The sequence below is a fragment of the Streptomyces chartreusis genome (assembly GCF_008704715.1).
Taxonomy (GTDB): domain Bacteria; phylum Actinomycetota; class Actinomycetes; order Streptomycetales; family Streptomycetaceae; genus Streptomyces; species Streptomyces chartreusis.
In genome coordinates, this window is record NZ_CP023689.1 from 3,017,635 (window position 1) to 3,035,579 (window position 17,945).

Here is a 17,945-nt window from a genome sequence, read left to right on the forward strand (position 1 = left end):
CGAGTGGGGGCGTAAGGCGCCCCCACCGACGTCAGCCCCGAACGCCCCGCAGCGCCATGGCCACCGCCGCCTCCGTGATCGCCGTCGGCTCCTCCGCCGCACCGAGCTCGATCCTGCGTACGGCCGCGTCCACGACGCCCTGCAGCAGCATCGCCGCCAGCCGGGGCTCCGCGTGCCCAATCTCCCCCAGCGCCTCGACGATCATCGCGACGAGCCCGCCGTGCGCCGCCCGGATCTTCTCCCGGGCCCCGGCGTCCAGCTCGCTCGCGGAGATCGCGACCACCGCGCGGTGCCGCCGGTCCCCCACCAGCCCGAGCTGCTTGCGCACATACGCCTCGACCTTGCCCTCGGCCGAGTCCGCGCGCTCCATCGCCGCCGAGACCTCCGCGGCCCACACCGGGAAGTCGACCTCGCACAGCTCCTCGACCACGGCGGCCCGCGAACGGAAGTACTCGTAGACGGACGACCGCGCGAGCCCTGTCCGCTCGGCGAGGGCCGGGAAGGTCAGCGCTTCCGTCCCGCCCTCGGACAACAGGGATCGCGCCGCGTCCAGCAGGGCGGCTCGCTGCATCGACCGGTGCTCGGCCACGGAGGCCGCTCGAATCCTTGGCACGTCAACCACTTTACGGACGTGCCCTCGCGGACGGGAGTGTCTCCGCGAACCCCGCACGCGTCCGGCCAGGTCAACGACCGAAGCCGGCCAGTTTCGCCCGCAACTGGAGGACCGACTTGGTGTGGATCTGGCTCACCCGGCTCTCGGTCACCCCGAGCACGTTGCCGATCTCTGCGAGCGTGAGGCCCTCGTAGTAGTACAGCGTCACGACGGTCTTCTCGCGCTCCGGGAGCGTGTTGATCGCCCGTGCCAGGAAGCGCCGCAGCTCCCGGTCCTCGGCCACCTCCACCGGGTTGTCGGCGGCGGTGTCCTCAAGCGTGTCCATGACGCTGAGCCCGTCGCCGCCCTCGCCCCCGACGTGCAGCAGCTCCTCCAGCGCCACCACGTTCGCCAGCGACAACTGACTGAAGACCGAGTGGAGTTCGTCCACCGCGATCCCCATCTCGACGGCCACCTCGGCCTCCGTCGGCGTCCGCCGCAGCCGCGCCTCCAGGGTGGCGTACGCCCGCTCGACGTTCCGTGCCTTCTGCCGCACCGACCGCGGGATCCAGTCCAGCGCCCTGAGCTCGTCGATCATCGCGCCCCGGATCCGCGTGATCGCGTACGTCTCGAACTTGATCTCCCGGTCGATGTCGAACTTCTCGATCGCGTCGATCAGCCCGAACACCCCCGACGACACGAAGTCCGCCTGCTCCACATTGGGCGGCAGACCGACGCTCACCCGGCCCGCCACGTACTTGACGAGCGGCGAGTAGTGCAGGATCAGCTGCTCGCGCAATCGCTCGTCCCCCGTCGCCTTGTACGACCGCCACAGCTCGTCGAGCGTCGAGGGAGCGGGCGGCCGCACGCTGCCACCGTCACGGGCGGCTGGGGGGACCGCCGCCCGGTCGGACCCGGAGGTGTGCTGGGGCATTCGTTGCCTTGTGCCGTTCTGCCGTGAAGTGGGGGGTGCTTTGGGGGATCTGTCGGTCCGATGTCGCTCTGGTGCCGTTCTGGGGACCTTCCGGTGTCGAGGTGCCGGTCTGAGCCGGAATCCTCGTGAGCGTAGCGTGACTGAAGTGTCGCGGTGCGCGAAGGACGGAGCACAAGCCGTACGCAGATACGTTCCGCTGGACGCCCCGCCGGGTCATGCCGGTCGCTCTACGTGATCACTCGAACACCCCAACTGGGGGAATTCACAAGGGCGTCCGTGTTCCCCCGTACGGCCGAACACGCTCGGTCAGCATCACCTTCGACCGGTGCGAACGGAGATCATCGCCTGGCGTGTCAACTTCCAGCCGTCGCCGTGTCGTTCGACGTAGCCAAGTGAACGGAGCTCGTACAGCCTCGCGACGGCGTCGTCCTCGGTGGTCTGCGCCCCGCGCGCGATCTCGTCCGCTCTCGCGGCACGGCGGCCGGGCAGCGCGGCCAGGACTCTGCGGGCCGCCGGCTCCAGCAGATCGCGTGGCAGGACGGGCCCGCGTCGCTCCGGGGCCAGCTCCCCCATGTCGCCGACGAGTTCGACGACCTCGGCGGCGTCGGTGACGAGCACGGCGTCTCCGCGCAGCAGTTCATGGATGCCCGCGGAAAGGCCGCTGGTGGCCGGGCCGGGCACTCCCATCGTGTGACGGCCGAGCCGCTGTGCCGCCCGGGCGGTGACCAGGGAGCCGCTGCGGTGGGCGGCCTCCACGACGACCGTGCCCCGCGTCAACGCCGCGATCACTCTGTTCCGCACGATGAATCTGCTGGGCGTCGGATGGTCGCCCGGTGGCAGTTCCCCGATCACCAGGCCCTGTTCCGCGATCCTGTTGATCAGCTGGGTGTGCCCGCGGGGGTAGGGGCGGTCGACGCCGCAGGCGAGCACGGCGACGGTGGCGCCGCCGGCTCCCAGCGCTCCCCTGTGGGCGGCTCCGTCGACCCCGTAGGCGCCGCCGGACACGACCACCCAGCCACGCTCGGCGAGACCGCCGGCGAGGGTGGCCGCCATGTGGGCGCCGTACTCGGTGCAGGCGCGCGCTCCGACCACGGCGACGGACTTCAGGGCCCACATCCGCAGACTGGCCGGCCCTCGCACCCATAACCCGACGGGCCGGGCGTCCCCCAGATCGTCGAGCTGTCCGGGCCACTCCACGTCCCCGGGACACACGAACCGCACCCCCGCCTCCCGAGCGACGGCAAGATCCACCCGGGGCTCGGCCCTCGCGCCCCGAGCCCGCAGCCCCTCCCACCGCTTGGCACTCACCCCGGGCAAGGACTCCGCCTCCGCCCGCAACCGCCGCACCACTTCCCCCACGCCGAACTCCCGCACCCACCGCCCGACGACGTCGTCCCCGGGCTCGACGACACGGCTGAGGAAGACCCGGTCGAGGAGTTCGCCGTCCGGTTCACCATCACCGTTCATGTGAGCGCCCCGATGGCCATGGGGACGCCTCGCGGCACACCGGTGCGCAGTTGCAGTGCCAGGGCGACGTCCGTCGCCTCCGGCCTGTCGTGACCGAGCAGGTCGGCGACGGTCCAGGCGACCCGCAGGACGCGGTCGAGTCCACGGGCGGTCAGCACGCCTCGTTCCAGGTTCCGCTCCGCCTCGTCCATGGCGCCGATCGCGGCGTACCAGCGGCTGCGCAGCTCGCGTCCCGGGATTTCGCTGTTGGTTCGCCACGGGGTACCGGCGAGCCGGGCCGAGGACCGTTCGCGAGCCGCACGCACCCGGTCGGCGACCGTCGCGGTGGACTCGCCCCGCGCCCCGCGCTCGGTCAGCTGCGCGCGGGTCACTCGGTCGACCTCGACCCTCAGGTCGACGCGGTCGAGCAGCGGTCCGGAGAGCCGCGCCTGATAGCGGCGGATCACCGAGGGCGGGCACTCGCACATGTCGTCCGTCTGGGAGAAGCGGCCGCAGGGGCAAGGGTTGGCGGCAAGGACCATCAGGAACTTCGCCGGGAAGCGCACGACGCCCGCGCTGCGCGCGATCACAACATGACCGGCCTCAAGAGGCTGTCGCAGCGCGTCGAGGGCCTGACTCCTGAACTCGGGCGTCTCGTCCAGGAACAGGACACCCCGATGGGAGAGCGACACCGCGCCGGGCCGCGCGATGCCCTGGCCGCCGCCCACGAGCGCCTGCATCGTCGCCGAGTGGTGCGGGGCGCAGTACGGGGCCACGTCGATCAGAGGCTTGCCGGGAGGCAGCAGACCCGCCACCGAGTGCACCGCGGTGACCTCCAGCGACTCTCCCCTGCTGAGGCGGGGCAGGATGGCCGGCAGCCGCTCCGCGAGCATCGTCTTGCCGGCCCCGGGCGGCCCCTCCAGGAACAGGTGATGCCCGCCCGCCGCGGCCACCTCCACGGCCGTACGCGCCGAGGTCTGGCCGACCACATCGGCGAGGTCGTGCCCGTGGTCGGACTGGATCGCGCCGAGGCTGTGCATGCCCGTGGCCGCGCCCGTCCCCGGCACGCGCAGGCCCGCGAGCAGCGGATCCGGGCGGCCCTGGTCGTCGGGTTCCTCTTCGGGCACGGGCTCGTCCGTGAGGACGGCGATCAGCTGGCGCAGACTGCGTACGCCCAACACGGACACACCCGGCACCAGCGAAGCCTCGGCCGCGGCGCATTCCGGGACGACCACTTGCTCATAGCCTGCGTCCGCCGCAGCGATCACCGCTGGAAGGATGCCCCGGACCGGTCGCACACGGCCGTCCAGGCCGAGCTCTCCGATCATCACGATGTCGGCGAGAACCCGTGGGTCGATCCGCTCGGCCGCTCCGAGGACGGCGCAGGCCACCGCCAGGTCGAAGCCGCTGCCCGCCTTCGGCACCGACGCCGGGCTGAGCCCGACAGTGAGCTTCTTCTGCGGCCATTCACCGCCCGAGTTCACGACGGCCGCCCGCACCCGGTCCCGGCTTTCCGACAGGCTCTTGTCCGGCAGGCCCACCAGGGTGAACGCCGCCACCCCGGGCTCCAGGTCCGCCTGGACCTCGACCACGACCCCTTCGACGCCCACCAGCGCCACCGAGCACGTACGCGCGAAACCCATGTCAGGCCACCCCTCGCGCGTGCTCGACCACGGGCGCGCCCCGGTCGGGCAGGATCACTCCGACCAGATCGATTCGCACACCTCCCGGCGGCGCCCCTCCGTGAGCGTGGATCCAGTGTTCTGCGAGGCCGCGCAGGCGCTGCGCCTTCTCAGGGCTGACAGCGGCCATGGGATGCTCGTAGCCACCGCTCCTGCGCGTCTTCACCTCACACACCACCAGGACGTCCCCGTCCCGGGCCACGATGTCGATCTCACCGGTCCTGCCGCAGCGCCAGTTGCGCTCCAGAACCGTCATCCCGGCCTCGGTCAGCCGCCTCGCGGCCAGTTCCTCGCCGTACCTGCCGAGTGCACTGCGTGCGTTCATGTCGGCACCACCTCCGGCGCCAACAATGCGAGCAGCTCAGCGAGCTATTGGATCTTGGTGGACAAGTCCGTGACTGTGGATAACTTCCTCACCCCCGCGAGTGAACGTCACCCGCCCGGAAGCTCCAGATCGCTCTTGTTCAGCTCCTCAATGTTCACGTCCTTGAACGTGAGCACCCGAACCTGCTTCACGAACCGCGCCGGCCGGTACATGTCCCACACCCAGGCGTCCGCCATGGACACCTCGAAGAACACCTCACCCTGAACCGAGTGCACCTGCATCTCGTAGTCGTTGGTCAGGTAGAAGCGCCGCTCGGTCTCGATCACATACTTGAACAGACCGACGACATCGCGGTACTCCCGATAGAGCTTGAGCTCCATCTCGGTCTCGTACTTCTCGAGGTCCTCGGCGCTCATGGCATGTTCCCCTTCAGCCGTGCGATCCCACCATTGTGCGCCAGTCCCGTCAGCACCTAGACAATTTCGGTGTCAAGGGTCACGGGCCCGGCGGGGGGACCTTCGTCGAGCAGAGTGCGCAGCAGCTCGGCGAGTCTGGTCGGATACACCGTCTCATGCGCTCGGGCAAGTTCCTGACACGTCCACCAGCGCGCACCGGCGACGCTGCGCCGCTCCAGCTCGGTGAGTGCCACGGCCCGGGTCGCCGTCTGTGTCGTACGTGCCAGGTAGTACCACTCGTCCTGGTCCCAGCGGCGTCCCGCGAACGGGAACGAGCACGTCCGCCGCCACAGCACGGGGCCGAGCTCGACCTCCGTGATGCCCGTTTCCTCTGCGAGTTCCCGCAGTGCGGCCTCTTCTCGCGTCTCATCGCCCTCGAGTCCCCCGCCGGGCGTGAACCACCAGTCGTCGGCCGGATCCTCCGGCTCATGGCCGTAGAGCAGCAGGATGCGGTCGTCGGGGTCCAGCAGCACGACCCGGGCCACCTTGCGCAACCCGTCGTCGTGTCCTTGCACCGCCTCAGCGGGCACTGGCGGGCTCCGTCCGCACGCGGGAGCGGCCCGCGAAGCGCTTCTCGATCGGGCCGTAGGCCCCGCCCACCAGGACCAGCACCCCGCCCACGAGGATCAGCGCGACGACCGTGCGCAGCGGCCCCTGCGGCGACAGCGCGCCGAGCTGCTCGAAGCCCGTGGGGCGCTCCAGCACGCCGCTCATGGGCCATACGACGGCGTCCACCCGGGCCGAGACGGCGCTGCGCGCCACGGTGCCGCTGGCGGCGTCCGTGAGGTGGGCCGTGGAGTCCAGGGAGCCGCTGCGCTCGTCGCCGAGGAGGAAGAGCCTGCCCTCGGGCACGGTCACGCTCGGGAAGTTCTGGAGCTCGCCGAGGCCGTCGTCGGCCAGGTACGGCTCGTCGATCTTCTTGCCGTTGACGGTCAGCTTGCCGCCCGTGCTGGACACCGTGTCACCGCCGGTCGCGACCACGCGCTTGACGACGGGCGCGTTGGTCACCCAGGTCTTGTCGGTGAACACGACGACGTCGCCCCGGCGGATCTGGTCGCCGTCGATGCGCTCGGCCAGGACCCGCGCGCCGGCGCCGATCGTGGGCGCCATCGAACTGGTGGGCACGGTGTACGGCCGGTAGACCACCGCTCCCCAGGCGAACCCGCCCAGGAACAGCACCAGGCCCAGCGCCACGGCCAGCCCGGACAAGCGCTGTCCGGTCCGGCTGCCCGCCTGGACCCTGCTCGCGCCACCGTCACGCGGCGCCGTACGTGTAGTGCTCTCGCCACCCATGAATCGGCACCCTACCCGGCGGTACCGAAAGGGGGCAGCCCCTCCCGAGCCCCGGAAGCACCGGCTCGGCAAAGCTTTCGCCAGTCTTCGGCGCCGGCCGGAGCACGGTCCCGGGGGTGCGGCGGCGAACCTTGCGGGCGCCTCACGAAGACGGCCCCGGAAAGCGCCATCAGGCGCCCCGGGGCCGCAAGGGCTCACGGCAGCAGCCCCAACGGGCCCGCTACCGGCGATCGGGCGGTCAGCGCGTCTCCGCCGCCTCGGCCCGACGCCTGCGCCACAGCACGAACGGCACAGCGCCCACCAGGGCGACGCCCTGCGGCGCCACCGTCAGCGCGGCGGAGCCGGCACCCAGGTTCTGCGAGAAGGTGTCCGGCACCGGCAGGGTGTCCCAGCGGTTGATCGGCCAGGCGATGACGACCGCACGGCCGACGACCTTGTCGACGGGGACCATGCCGTGGTTCACGTCGGACTGGTTGTAGCGCGAGTCCCGGGAGTTCTGCCGGTGGTCACCCATGACCCAGATGAAGCCCTTGGGGACCTTCACCTTGAACTGGCCGCCCTGGTCGTCCTGGCTGCACGGGGTGTTGCCGGGGTACACGTACGGCTCGTTCAGCGCCTTGCCGTTGACCGTGAGCGGGCCGGTGCCCTCGCACTGGATCGTGTCGCCGCCGACGCCGACGACCCGCTTGATCAGGTCCTTCTCCTCGGCGGACGGCATCAGGCCGATCCAGCTGAGGAAGGTCTGCAGGGCGTTGGGATCCGGGGTGGGCTCACCCGCCAGCCAGTTGTCGGGGTCGTGGAAGACCACGACCTCGCCGCGTTCGGGCTCCGAGCCGAACCACGGGGTGAGCTTGTCCACCAGGACGCGGTCACCCTGCTGGAGGGTGTTCTGCATCGAGTCCGAGGGGATCGAGAACGCCTGCACCAGGAATGTCTTGATCAGCAGCGCGAGGACGAGCGCGATGCCGATGAGGATCGGCAGTTCCTTCCAGAACGAGCGCTGCTTCTTGGCGGGGGCGGCCCCGCCCGACCCCTGGCCGTCGGTCGGGGGCTGCCCGCCCGACCGTCCGCCGTCACTGTCCGATCCGGGCTCATTCCCGGAGGTCACGGCGCCGTCCGCGGCCGGGTCGGCAGCGTCCACGGGGCGTCCGCGGTGCTCCTCGCCGTCGTGCCCGGACCGTGCGCCAACCGCCACATCCCCCACGCCAACTCCTTACTCTGTGCCGCTGCCTGCCCCATAGACGACGCAGGCCCACCACTCCCATAACGAGCGGGAGTTCCGCAGGGGTCGGGAGCTGGATCGTTCCGTTCGAATCGTCGGAAGCAACCCTATGCGACAGCTGGGGAGACGCGGTCGACCCTGCCGCCGAGTCGGAGACCGAAGCGTAGGTATTCGGCTCCTCCAGGTTGGTCCAGTGACCGAGCGGCCAGGCGATCCACTTCGCCCGTCCGACGACCTCCTCCTCGGAGACCGTGCCGCCGTAGTCCTGGTCCTGGTGCGCGCGGGAGTCCGCGGAGTTGGCCCGGTGGTCGCCCATCACCCACAGGCGTCCCTGCGGCACGGTGATGTCGAACTTCGCCTCGGAGGGGGAATTGCCGGGATACAGATAGTCCTCGTTCAGGGGAACCCCGTTGACGGTGACCCGTCCTTGCGTGTCGCAGCACTTGACGCGGTCTCCGCCGACGCCGACGACACGCTTGATCAGGTCCTTCTCGTCGTCGGACGGCAGCAGGCCGATGAAGGTCAGCGCCTCCTTGACCTGCTTGACGACGACGGGGTCCTCCTTCTTCACCGTCGTCTGCTCGTCCTGGAGCCAGCCGCCGGGGTCCTTGAAGACGACGACGTCACCGCGCTGCGGCTTGGAGCCGAACCAGGGGGTGAGCTTGTCGACGAGGACACGGTCGCCGATCTGGATCGTCGCCTCCATGGAGCCGGAGGGGATCACGAAGGCCTGGACGAGGAAGGTCTTCAGGACGAGCGCTATGAGGACCGCGACTCCGACGAGGAGGGGTATCTCCTTGATCGCCGAGCGCCTGCGCCGTCGTTTGACCTTGCGCTGGAGCTGGCGCCGCTCCGCGCGGGTACGGCCGCCGGCGGGGCCGGAGGCGCGCCGGACGCCGGTGGGCAGGAGATTGTCGGCTGCGCTGCTGGGCACGCCGCGCGGCTTGCCACGGTTACCCATGCGCGCCCTCCGCAGCAGGCACGCGCGCGTAGGCGTCGGGGCGGTGCAGTCGGGTCCAGTGGGCGCTCGGCCAGACGATCCAGTCGGCGCGGCCGATGACGTCGTCGACCGGGATCATGCCGCCGCCGGGCGAGCCGAGGCGGTCGCGGGAGTCGCTGGAGGCGCTGCGGTGGTCGCCGAGGACGAACATGCTGCCGTCGGGCACGACGACGTCGAAGCGCACCGCGGACGGGCTGTCGCCGGGATACAGGAACGTCGACTCGTCGACCGACCGGCCGTTCACCTGGATCCTCCCCTCCTTGTCACAGCAGACCACGTGGTCTCCCCCCACACCCACAACGCGTTTGATGTAGTCGGCATCCCCGAAATACCCGGTTCCGTCGAACACCACAACATCACCGCGCCGCGGATCGGCACCGAAACGGTACGCCAACTTATTTACGAGAACGCGGTCCCCGATCCTCAATCCGGACTCCATGGATCCGCTGGGGATCTCGAACGGTCGTGCCACGAACGTGTTGAGCAGCAGCAGGAACACGAGCAGGACCAGCAGGGTCAGGCTGATCCGCCCGCCCGGCAGCCACTCGGTGATCCGCGCCACCAACGCGAAACGCGACCGTCCCTCCTGGCCCTCCGGGTCCGGGGCATCCCCGGTGTCGGAAGGGCGGGAGGAGCGGTCGCGCTCCGTCGGCTGTGCTTCGGTGTCCATCGGGGCCAGATGTTATCCGGCCCCGCTGCGGACCCCGTGGGGGCGAGCCCCCTGAAGCGCTCAGTTCTCGCGCTTCTCCTTGATCTTCGCCGCCTTGCCGCGCAGCTCGCGCAGGTAGTACAGCTTGGCGCGGCGGACGTCACCCTTGGTGACGAGCTCGATCTTCTCGACGATCGGGGTGTGCACCGGGAAGGTGCGCTCGACGCCGACGGAGAAGGAGACCTTGCGGACCGTGAAGGTCTCGCGCACGCCGGCACCCTGGCGACGGATCACAACGCCCTTGAACTGCTGCACACGGGAGCGGTTGCCCTCGATGACGCGGACGTGGACGTTGACGGTGTCGCCGGGGCGGAAGGCCGGGACGTCGCTGCGCAGCGACGCGGCGTCGACGGAGTCGAGCAGGTGAGACATTTCGTCTGCTTTCTTCGCTGATGCCACAGGTCATCAACGGGAACTAGATGTTCGGTGAGAGTGTCGTGCCCGTCGGGGCGGGCGTCGTGTCCCCCTGCGGCAGGGGCGCACGCCGGACGGCGCACAACAGCGGCCTATTCTTCCACGGCCTCGGTCCTGCGCCAAAATCGGCCGAACCGCTCCCCTTCCGGGTCGGGCATCCAGCCCAGGATGGAGAGCATCTCGCGGTCCTTCTTGTCGAAGGCCCGCGGGTCGCAGCGCTCGATGAGGTCGGGCCGGTTGGCGGTCGTACGCCTGAGCGCCTCGTCGCGGCGCCAGCGGGCGATCTTGCCGTGGTGGCCGCTGAGCAGCACGTCGGGGATGTCCCGGCCGCGCCACTCGGGGGGCTTGGTGTAGACGGGCCCTTCCAGGAGGCTCGCCATCGCGCCGGGCGCGAAGGAGTCGTCCCGGTGGGACTCGGCGTTGCCCAGCACGCCGGGCAGCAGGCGGGCCACGGCCTCCGTGACGACCAGGACGGCCGCCTCGCCCCCGGCGAGGACGTAGTCGCCGATGGACACCTCGTGGACGGGCATACGGGTGGCGTACTCGTCGATGACGCGGCGGTCGATGCCCTCGTAGCGGGCCGGCGTGAAGATCAGCCAGGGGCGCTCGGACAGCTCGACGGCGAGTTCCTGGGTGAAGGGGCGGCCGCTGGGGGTGGGGACGATCAGCGTGGGGGCGCCGGAGCCGCTCTCGTAGCCCTCGGCCAGGACGGAGTCCAGCGCTTCGCCCCAGGGGTCGGTCTTCATGACCATGCCGGGGCCGCCGCCGTAGGGCGTGTCGTCGACCGTGTTGTGGCGGTCGTACGTCCACTCGCGCAGGTCGTGCACCCGGACGTTCAGCTGTCCACGCGCGCGCGCCTTGCCGACCAGGGAGACGTTCAGCGGCTCCAGGTACTCGGGGAAGATCGTGACGACGTCGAGTCTCATTCGCCGTCGTCCCTGGTGGAGACGATCTCCGCGCGGTCGTCGATCAGACCTGGCGGCGGGGTGATGACCGCCCGCTGCTCCTCGAGGTCGATCTCCGCGACGATCTCCGAGACGAAGGGGATCATCACCTCGCTGCCGTCGGGCCGCTCGACGATGAAGAGGTCCTGGGAGGGCAGGTGCGAGACCTCGGTGATCCGGCCGACCTCGACGCCGTCGGCGGTCACCACGTCCAGGTCCATGAGCTGGTGGTCGTAGTACTCGTCCTCCTCCTCGGGCAGCTCGGCCGGGTCGACCTCGGCGATCAGGAGGGTGTTGCGCAGCGCTTCGGCGCCGGTGCGGTCGCGCACGCCCTCGAAGCGCAGGAGGAGGCGACCGCTGTGGACACGGCCGGCCTCGATGGTGAGGGGTCCCGTGGAGGCGGGATCGGTGGCGAGCACGGCTCCGGGCGCGAGCCGCAGTTCCGGCTCGTCGGTGCGTACCTCGACGGTGACCTCGCCCTTGATGCCGTGGGCGCGGCCGATCCGTCCGACTACCAGCTGCACGTGTCCAATCTCCTGTCATACGACTGCGGGCCGGGGACGGCCCAGTGGCCCTCCCCGGCCCGAGCCGGTGCTGTCTTCGGCGTCAGCGGACGTGGTCCACGTCGACGAGGTCGACACGGACACCGCGGCCGCCGATGGCGCCCACGACGGTGCGCAGAGCACGCGCGGTGCGGCCGTTACGGCCGATCACCTTGCCGAGGTCGTCGGGGTGGACCCGGACCTCCAGCACGCGCCCGCGGCGCAGGTTGCGGGAAGCGACCTGCACATCGTCAGGGTTGTCGACGATGCCCTTCACGAGGTGCTCGAGAGCCTCCTCGAGCATGCTCAGGCCTCGGCCGACTCGGACTCGGCGGCAGCCTCGTCCTTCTTCTCCGACTTCTTCTTCTGGGTGATCGCCTCACCCTTGCCCTCGTCGTCGCCACCGAGGGCCTCGAACGACGGGCGCGCCTTCTTCGGCTCGGCGACGAGCAGCGGAGCCGGGGCGGGCTCGCCCTTGAACTTCTGCCAGTCGCCGGTCTTCTTCAGAATGGCGAGGACGGGCTCGGTCGGCTGCGCGCCGACACTCAGCCAGTACGCCACACGGTCGCCGTCCACCTCGATGACCGACGGGTTGTAGGTCGGGTGGTACTTGCCGATCTCCTCGATCGCACGGCCGTCACGGCGCGTGCGGGAGTCGGCGACGACGATGCGGTAGTGAGGCGAACGGATCTTGCCCAGACGCTTCAGCTTGATCTTGACTGCCACGGGAGTGGGTTCTCCTGGTTTTGACGTGGTTGGGCACGGCGAGAGATGCCGCGTGGGGTTGCGGTACCCGAGTGCCCGATGGACGCGTCAGCCGGAGGAGAGAGGGGTCCTATGCGGCTGTCGAGTACAGCTAGCCATTGTGCCACACCCCACGGGTCACCCTCCGCCGAGGGGTACGGCCCAGGCGCCGGGGCATGACTGAGAGGCACCCGGCGCGCAGGGTGCCCTCCGGGGTTCAACGACCCGGCGCGACGGGGTGCCGCATACGAATGCGCAACGGCACCCCTCGCCTTCGATGCCACGTGCCGAACCGGCAGCCACGAGATGCCGGTGTCCGACGGGGCGTCGTTACGCCGCTCCCACGACCTCCGGGATGCGGAACGGCTTTCCGCAGCCGCCGCACACGATCGGGGCCTGGGCCAGGACCGAGGGGACGACGCGGACGTTGCGGCCGCAGTCGCAGACCGCCTTGACGCGTACGCCGCCACCGGAGGACCCGTGGCGGGCGGCCGGGCCCCGGAAGGTCCGGCTGGTGTCGGCGGAGGTCGCCGCGGTGTGTGCCTTCAGTGCGCGCTGGAGGCGTTCGATGGTCGGGCGGTAGCGCCGCTTGGCCTCGGGGTTGAGCGTGACCAGGGAGAAGCCGCTGCTCGGATGCGGCTCCTCGGGGTGGTCCAGGCCCAGCTCCTCGGCGATCGAGAGGAATCTGCGGTTGTGGTAACGGCCGGCCCGGGAGGTGTCGCGGACGCCGCGCGAGGCGGCGATCCCATGGACTGCCTCGTGAAGCAGTCGCTCGAAGGAGAGCTCGTGACCGCACGCGGACGACGACTCCCCGATCAGGGACTCTGGCGCGGCGAGATCCGGCAGCTCGGGGTGGTACCGCTGAATGTCGGCCCACGCCTGCGCCAGCTCCGCGGCGAGAACAGGTGGTGTCTGTGTCGTGCTCACGTAATGACAACGAGCCGGAGTGCCGCTGTGTTCCGATTCCGGGGCATCCCAAATAATTTGCACGTACCCGTCAGTTGCGAATGATGCGCCACGACGAGGGCGGGTGCGCCGATCTGCGGAGAAGCCTCACAGCTCGTACCAAGCTGGTGCGTAGTCTGACGTACGCCCCGGCGCGTAGCCCGTGTCCACCCGCCGGACCCCGTGTGGTTCGCGATTGCGCAAGAGGCGTTTCGGTCGCTCTCGTTCCCCACGGGCGTCATCTCAGTAAGCGCGCGCGACGACCGCGACGTTACCGGGTGCGTCGTCGGCGTCCGGCACCGACCCGTCCTCGGCGACCAGACAGCGTACGGTCACGCCCTGCTCGGCCAGCGCGGCCTCGCCTTCTTCGCCGAGCGTGGCCCACGGCAGACGTGCCCAGCCGCCGGCGGTCGCCGCCTCGACGGCCTCCTCGATCGTCGACACGTCCGACGTACGGGACTCGCGCCGCTCGCGTGACTGGCGCAGCAGCAGCGCCTGGTCCTCCTCCAGGATCGCGGGGAGCAGCCCGGCCAGGGCGTCGAGCGCGACCGGCTCCTTGCCTCCCGGGATCCGCCGCGCGAGCACCGCCGTGCCGCTCTCCAGGTCACGGGGCCCGATCTCGATCCGTACCGGCACTCCCTTGAGTTCCCAGTCGACCGCGCGACGCCCGAACGGCGTGTCCGTGCGGTCGTCGACGTGGACGCGGACACCCGCCGCGCGCAGCCGGTCGCCGGTCTCGCGGACCTTGGCCAGAACCGGCTCGTCCCCCTTGATCGCGAGGACGACCGCCTGGACGGGCGCGAGCCGGGGCGGCACCCGCAGTCCGGCGTCGTCGCCGTGGGCCATGATCAGCCCGCCGACCATGCGGGTGGAGGAGCCCCAGGAGGTCTGCCAGACGTACTCCTCGCGGCCCTCCTTCGACAGGTAGCGAGTGTGGAAGGCCTTGGCGAAGTTCTGGCCGAGCTCATGGCTGGTGCCCATCTGGAGGGCCTTGCCGTCGCCCATCATGGCTTCGAGGGTGAGGGTGTTGACGGCTCCGGCGAAGCGCTCGCTCGCGGTCTTGCGGCCGAGCACCACGTCGATGCCCAGGACGTCCACCATGAAGTCGGCGTACACCTCGCGGTGGATGTACGCGGCGTAGTCCCGGGCGTCCTCGTAGGTGGCGTGGGCGGTGTGGCCCTCCTGCCAGAGGAACTCCGTCGTGCGCAGGAACACGCGCGGGCGCATCTCCCAACGCACCACGTTCGCCCACTGGTTGATCAGCAGCGGCAGGTCGCGGTAGCTCTGCACCCACTTGGCGAAGTAGTCGTTGATGATCGTCTCGGAGGTGGGCCGGACGACGACGGGCTCCTCCAGTTCCTTGCCGCCGGCGTGCGTGACGACGGCGAGCTCGGGCGCGAAGCCCTCGACGTGCTCGGCCTCGCGCGTCAGGTACGACTGCGGGATGAACAGCGGGAAGTAGGCGTTGGAGGCACCGGCCCGTTTGATGCGGGCGTCCATCTCCGCCTGCATCCGCTCCCAGAGCCCGTAGCCGTAGGGCCGGATCACCATCGTGCCGCGCACCGGACCGTTGTCCGCGAGCTCGGCCTTGTTGACGACGTCCTGGTACCAGCGTGGGAAGTCATGTGCCCGTGGCGTGAGTACAGGTGCCTTTGCCATGGCCAGATGGTACGGGCCCATGTTGCCGGAATGTGAATTTCGGCCACTGACGCCCGGATCCCGCAAGCAGGGCCCCGAGACCCCTGGACGCGACGCATGGCGCGGAGTTTCCTGGCATACGGGGGAGCGTGAGCACATCGTCACAGGGCGCTACGGCATCGGGCACAGTGACAACTCTCGGCGGAATGGGGCGCTTTACATGACACCTACGCTCGTGCGGCAGCACCTCTCCCATACGGGCGCGACACCCCGTGTGGATCCGAGTGCACGCGCGCGTGACTGGTCCGAGATCCAGGAGCGGATGCTGGTGCCGCTCTACGAGGCCGTCTACGAGCGACTGGAAGTGGGCCCGGGCACCCGGCTGCTGGGCCTCGGCTGCGGCAGCGGGCTCGCCCTGTTGATGGCGGCGTCCAGAGGCGCGGCCGTCGCCGGTGTCGAGTCCGACTGCCCGGAACGGCTGACGCTGGCCCGGCAGCGGCTGCTGCCGGAGACGGAGGCGTGGGGCACGCGCGCGCGTGGCGACGTCAAGCTCGTCGACGGTTCGCCCCGGGACGCGGCCGGCACGGAGACGCCCGCGTACACCCTGGTGACGGCGTTCGAGCCGATCGGGTGCCTCGCGGGTGACTCGGAGGGCCTCGGTGAGGCGCTCGCGGCCGTCACCCCGCTCGCCGAGCGGGGGACGCCGGTGGTACTCGCGGGCTGGGGTCCGCCGGAGCGCTGCGCCACGTCGTCGGTGCTGCGCGTCGCGACGAAGCTGGCCGATCCCCTGCGCAGCACGGGGAGTTGGCGTCCGGCCCTGCGCGACGACCTGGAGGAGGTGGCCCAGCGCGCGGGCCTGCGGCCCGACGGTTCGGGGCGGGTCGCCTGCCCCTTCGGGTACGCGGACGTCGACAGTGCCGTACGGGGGCTGCTGTCGACGGGGCTGTTCGACGCGGCGATCCGTGCGACCGACCAGGTCCAGGTCGACAAGGAGCTGGCAGAGGCGCTGCATCCGCACCAGCGGCGGGACGGCACGGTGTGGATGCCGAACGTGTTCCGGTACCTCATCGCGCGCGTGCCGTGACCTGGGCCCGGCACCTGGCCGGCTGCCGCTCTACTCGGCCTCGTCCTTCTTCAGCCGGGTGATCCCCGCGATCCGGTAGGCGTCCGCCTCCTCGAGCGTCTCGTGCTCCAGCAGTGCCTCCGCGAGCGCGTCCAACCGGCCGCGGTGGTCGCGGAGTTTGCGCAGGGCCTCCTCGTAGCAGTCGTCGACGATCCGGCGCATCTCGGCGTCGATGGCGTCGAGCGTCTGCGGCGCGGCGGAGAGCCCGTACGCCTGCTGGGCGTCGCTCGGCAGGGCGGACAGCCGGCCCACGCGTTCGCTCATGCCCCAGCGGGCCACCATCCCGCGCGCGATGTTGGTGACCTGTTCGAGGTCGTTCTCCGCGCCGGTGGTGACGACCCCGTAGACGACGTCCTCGGCCGCCATGCCGCCCAGGGCGCCGATGATCCGGCCGCGCAGGTACTCCTCCGAGTGCGCGTACCGCTCCACCTCGGGGGTCGACATCGTCACGCCGAGGGCGCGGCCGCGCGGCACGATGGTGATCTTGCGGACGGGGTCGGCGCCCGGCTGGAGCATGCCGAGCAGGGCGTGCCCGCTCTCGTGGAACGCGGTGCGCCGGCGGTCCTCCTCGGGCATCACGAGGGTGCGTTCGGCGCCCAGCTGCACCTTCTCCAGGGCCTCGGACAGGTCCGCGGCGGTCACCTGTTCCTGGCCCCGCTTGACCGCGAGCAGCGCCCCCTCGTTGGCGAGGTTGGCCAGGTCCGCGCCTGTCATGCCCGGGGTCTTGCGGGCCAGCTGGATCAGGTCCACGTCATCGGCGAGCGGGATGTCGCGGGTGTGGATCGCCAGGATCGCCTCGCGGCCGCGGCGGTCCGGCGGGGAGACGTTGACCACCCGGTCGAAGCGGCCGGGCCGGGTGAGCGCAGGGTCCAGGATGTCTGCGCGGTTGGTCGCGGCGATGACGATCACGCCCTCGGAGCCGGAGAAGCCGTCCATCTCGGTGAGGATCTGGTTCAGCGTCTGCTCGCGCTCGTCGTGTCCGCTCACCGAGGCGCCGCCGCTGCGCACCCGGCCGATGGTGTCGATCTCGTCGATGAAGATGATCGACGGCGCCACCTTGCGGGCCTCGGCGAACAGCTCGCGCACGCGTGAGGCGCCGACGCCGACGATCATCTCGATGAACTCGGACGCTGAGGCGGAGAAGAACGGCACGCCCGCCTCGCCGGCCACCGCCCGCGCCAGCAGGGTCTTGCCGGTGCCCGGCGAGCCCGCGAGGAGCACGCCGCGGGGCATCTTCGCGCCCATCCTGCGATAGGCGTCGGGGTGTTCGAGGAAGTCGACGACGTCGTCCAGCTCGCCCTTGACCTCGTCGATGCCGGCCACGTCGGCGAACGTCGTGCGGTGCTTGCCCGGCAGCAGCTCGACCGGCTTGGGCGGCGGCTTGCGCCCGAACATGCCGCCCGCGCCGCCGCGGCCCCCGGCGAACCGGCGGGCGATGAAGAGCCACAGCGCGACGATGATGACGAGGGGTGCCAGCGAGATCAGCAGGTTGACCAGGAGACCGCGCTGCTTCACGACCGGCTGCGCGGTCACCGTGACGTCGTTCCTGCTCAGCTCCTGCCAGAGCTCGTCGTCGGCGAAGGCCGGGCGCTGGGTCTTGAACTTGGTGTACTTGCCGTCGCCCTCGGGGTTGTCCTTGGCGGTCTTCAGCTCGCCCTGGATGGCGTCGCCCTTGGAGTAGATCTTGGAGACGTTGCCGTCGTCGACCTGCCGGCTGAACTCCGTGTAGGAGATCGTCGGCTCGTTGCCCTCGTCCAGGTACGTCAGTCCGATGTACGCCAGCAGGAACACGATCACGCCGGTGACCAGCAGGCTCCACCAGCGGCCGCGTGGGCGCCGGCCGCCGGACTTCCTGGGTGGCTCGTCCGGGGTGCCCTCGGTGCGCCACGGCTGGTCAGGGGCCTTGCGTGGTGGCGCCGCATCGCTCATATCTGGAC

The 17,945-nt window shown here is 70.5% G+C and carries 20 protein-coding genes; 1 reads left to right on the forward strand and 19 read right to left on the reverse strand.

The window, feature by feature from the left end; all coding sequences use genetic code 11:
- Positions 1 to 31 precede the first annotated feature (31 nt).
- From CP983_RS12525 to proS, 18 genes are all read right to left on the reverse strand, one after another.
- Entirely contained in the window at positions 32 to 589 is a 558-nt protein-coding gene (locus CP983_RS12525; RefSeq protein WP_150506568.1) for a TetR/AcrR family transcriptional regulator, read from the reverse strand.
- A 94-nt stretch (positions 590 to 683) separates the two neighbouring features.
- Complete coding sequence (gene whiG / locus CP983_RS12530; protein WP_107902371.1) at positions 684 to 1,526, reverse strand: RNA polymerase sigma factor WhiG; 843 nt, start codon at positions 1,524 to 1,526, stop codon at positions 684 to 686.
- 312 nt (positions 1,527 to 1,838) lie between these two features.
- Entirely contained in the window at positions 1,839 to 2,993 is a 1,155-nt protein-coding gene (gene dprA / locus CP983_RS12535) for a DNA-processing protein DprA (protein ID WP_150499646.1), read from the reverse strand.
- The gene (locus CP983_RS12540) at positions 2,990 to 4,615 is read right to left on the reverse strand and encodes a YifB family Mg chelatase-like AAA ATPase (RefSeq protein WP_150499647.1); all 1,626 of its coding nucleotides are present in this window, start codon (positions 4,613 to 4,615) and stop codon (positions 2,990 to 2,992) included. Before CP983_RS12540 ends, dprA begins: the two co-directional genes overlap by 4 nt.
- A 1-nt stretch (position 4,616) precedes the next feature.
- Positions 4,617 to 4,979 (reverse strand): YraN family protein, encoded by a 363-nt coding sequence (locus CP983_RS12545; RefSeq protein ID WP_107902378.1) that lies wholly within the window; start codon positions 4,977 to 4,979, stop codon positions 4,617 to 4,619.
- A 107-nt stretch (positions 4,980 to 5,086) separates the two neighbouring features.
- The gene (locus tag CP983_RS12550) at positions 5,087 to 5,395 is read right to left on the reverse strand and encodes a DUF2469 domain-containing protein (protein ID WP_003965949.1); all 309 of its coding nucleotides are present in this window, start codon (positions 5,393 to 5,395) and stop codon (positions 5,087 to 5,089) included.
- 56 nt (positions 5,396 to 5,451) lie between these two features.
- Entirely contained in the window at positions 5,452 to 5,964 is a 513-nt protein-coding gene (locus CP983_RS12555; RefSeq protein WP_030952221.1) for an NUDIX hydrolase, read from the reverse strand.
- A complete protein-coding gene (gene lepB / locus CP983_RS12560) occupies positions 5,954 to 6,727 on the reverse strand; it encodes a signal peptidase I (RefSeq protein ID WP_150499648.1) in 774 nt (257 codons plus the stop codon). The genes CP983_RS12555 and lepB (CP983_RS12560) overlap by 11 nt, the downstream gene beginning before the upstream one ends.
- A 238-nt stretch (positions 6,728 to 6,965) precedes the next feature.
- Positions 6,966 to 7,931, reverse strand: coding sequence for a signal peptidase I (gene lepB, locus CP983_RS12565; RefSeq protein ID WP_107902382.1), 966 nt, complete (start codon positions 7,929 to 7,931; stop codon positions 6,966 to 6,968).
- Positions 7,819 to 8,910, reverse strand: coding sequence for a signal peptidase I (gene lepB, locus CP983_RS12570; protein ID WP_150499649.1), 1,092 nt, complete (start codon positions 8,908 to 8,910; stop codon positions 7,819 to 7,821). Before lepB (CP983_RS12570) ends, lepB (CP983_RS12565) begins: the two co-directional genes overlap by 113 nt.
- Positions 8,903 to 9,619 carry a signal peptidase I gene (gene lepB / locus CP983_RS12575; RefSeq protein ID WP_150499650.1) on the reverse strand — a complete coding sequence of 239 codons (717 nt, stop codon included), beginning with the start codon at positions 9,617 to 9,619 and terminating at the stop codon, positions 8,903 to 8,905. Before lepB (CP983_RS12575) ends, lepB (CP983_RS12570) begins: the two co-directional genes overlap by 8 nt.
- Before the next feature lie 60 nt (positions 9,620 to 9,679).
- Positions 9,680 to 10,030, reverse strand: a complete 351-nt coding sequence (gene rplS, locus CP983_RS12580) for a 50S ribosomal protein L19 (RefSeq protein WP_018531094.1) — start codon at positions 10,028 to 10,030, stop codon at positions 9,680 to 9,682.
- A 134-nt stretch (positions 10,031 to 10,164) separates the two neighbouring features.
- Positions 10,165 to 10,998 (reverse strand): tRNA (guanosine(37)-N1)-methyltransferase TrmD, encoded by an 834-nt coding sequence (gene trmD / locus CP983_RS12585; RefSeq protein WP_150499651.1) that lies wholly within the window; start codon positions 10,996 to 10,998, stop codon positions 10,165 to 10,167.
- On the reverse strand, positions 10,995 to 11,540 hold the full coding sequence (gene rimM, locus CP983_RS12590) for a ribosome maturation factor RimM (protein ID WP_107902392.1): 546 nt from the start codon (positions 11,538 to 11,540) through the stop codon (positions 10,995 to 10,997). Before rimM ends, trmD begins: the two co-directional genes overlap by 4 nt.
- Positions 11,541 to 11,622: 82 nt before the next feature.
- Entirely contained in the window at positions 11,623 to 11,862 is a 240-nt protein-coding gene (locus CP983_RS12595; protein ID WP_003973401.1) for an RNA-binding protein, read from the reverse strand.
- 2 nt (positions 11,863 to 11,864) lie between these two features.
- A complete protein-coding gene (rpsP, locus tag CP983_RS12600) occupies positions 11,865 to 12,284 on the reverse strand; it encodes a 30S ribosomal protein S16 (protein ID WP_107902394.1) in 420 nt (139 codons plus the stop codon).
- Positions 12,285 to 12,632: 348 nt separating this feature from the next.
- Positions 12,633 to 13,229, reverse strand: a complete 597-nt coding sequence (locus CP983_RS12605) for a hypothetical protein (RefSeq protein WP_030953381.1) — start codon at positions 13,227 to 13,229, stop codon at positions 12,633 to 12,635.
- Between the two features lie 261 nt (positions 13,230 to 13,490).
- A complete protein-coding gene (gene proS / locus CP983_RS12610) occupies positions 13,491 to 14,906 on the reverse strand; it encodes a proline--tRNA ligase (protein ID WP_125527048.1) in 1,416 nt (471 codons plus the stop codon).
- Positions 14,907 to 15,105: 199 nt separating this feature from the next.
- Between proS and CP983_RS12615 the strand changes: the two genes are divergently transcribed.
- The gene (locus CP983_RS12615; protein WP_150499652.1) at positions 15,106 to 15,969 is read left to right on the forward strand and encodes an SAM-dependent methyltransferase; all 864 of its coding nucleotides are present in this window, start codon (positions 15,106 to 15,108) and stop codon (positions 15,967 to 15,969) included.
- A 30-nt stretch (positions 15,970 to 15,999) separates the two neighbouring features.
- Here the strand turns inward: CP983_RS12615 and ftsH are convergent, their stop codons facing one another.
- Positions 16,000 to 17,937, reverse strand: a complete 1,938-nt coding sequence (ftsH, locus tag CP983_RS12620; protein ID WP_150499653.1) for an ATP-dependent zinc metalloprotease FtsH — start codon at positions 17,935 to 17,937, stop codon at positions 16,000 to 16,002.
- Positions 17,938 to 17,945: the final 8 nt, after the last annotated feature.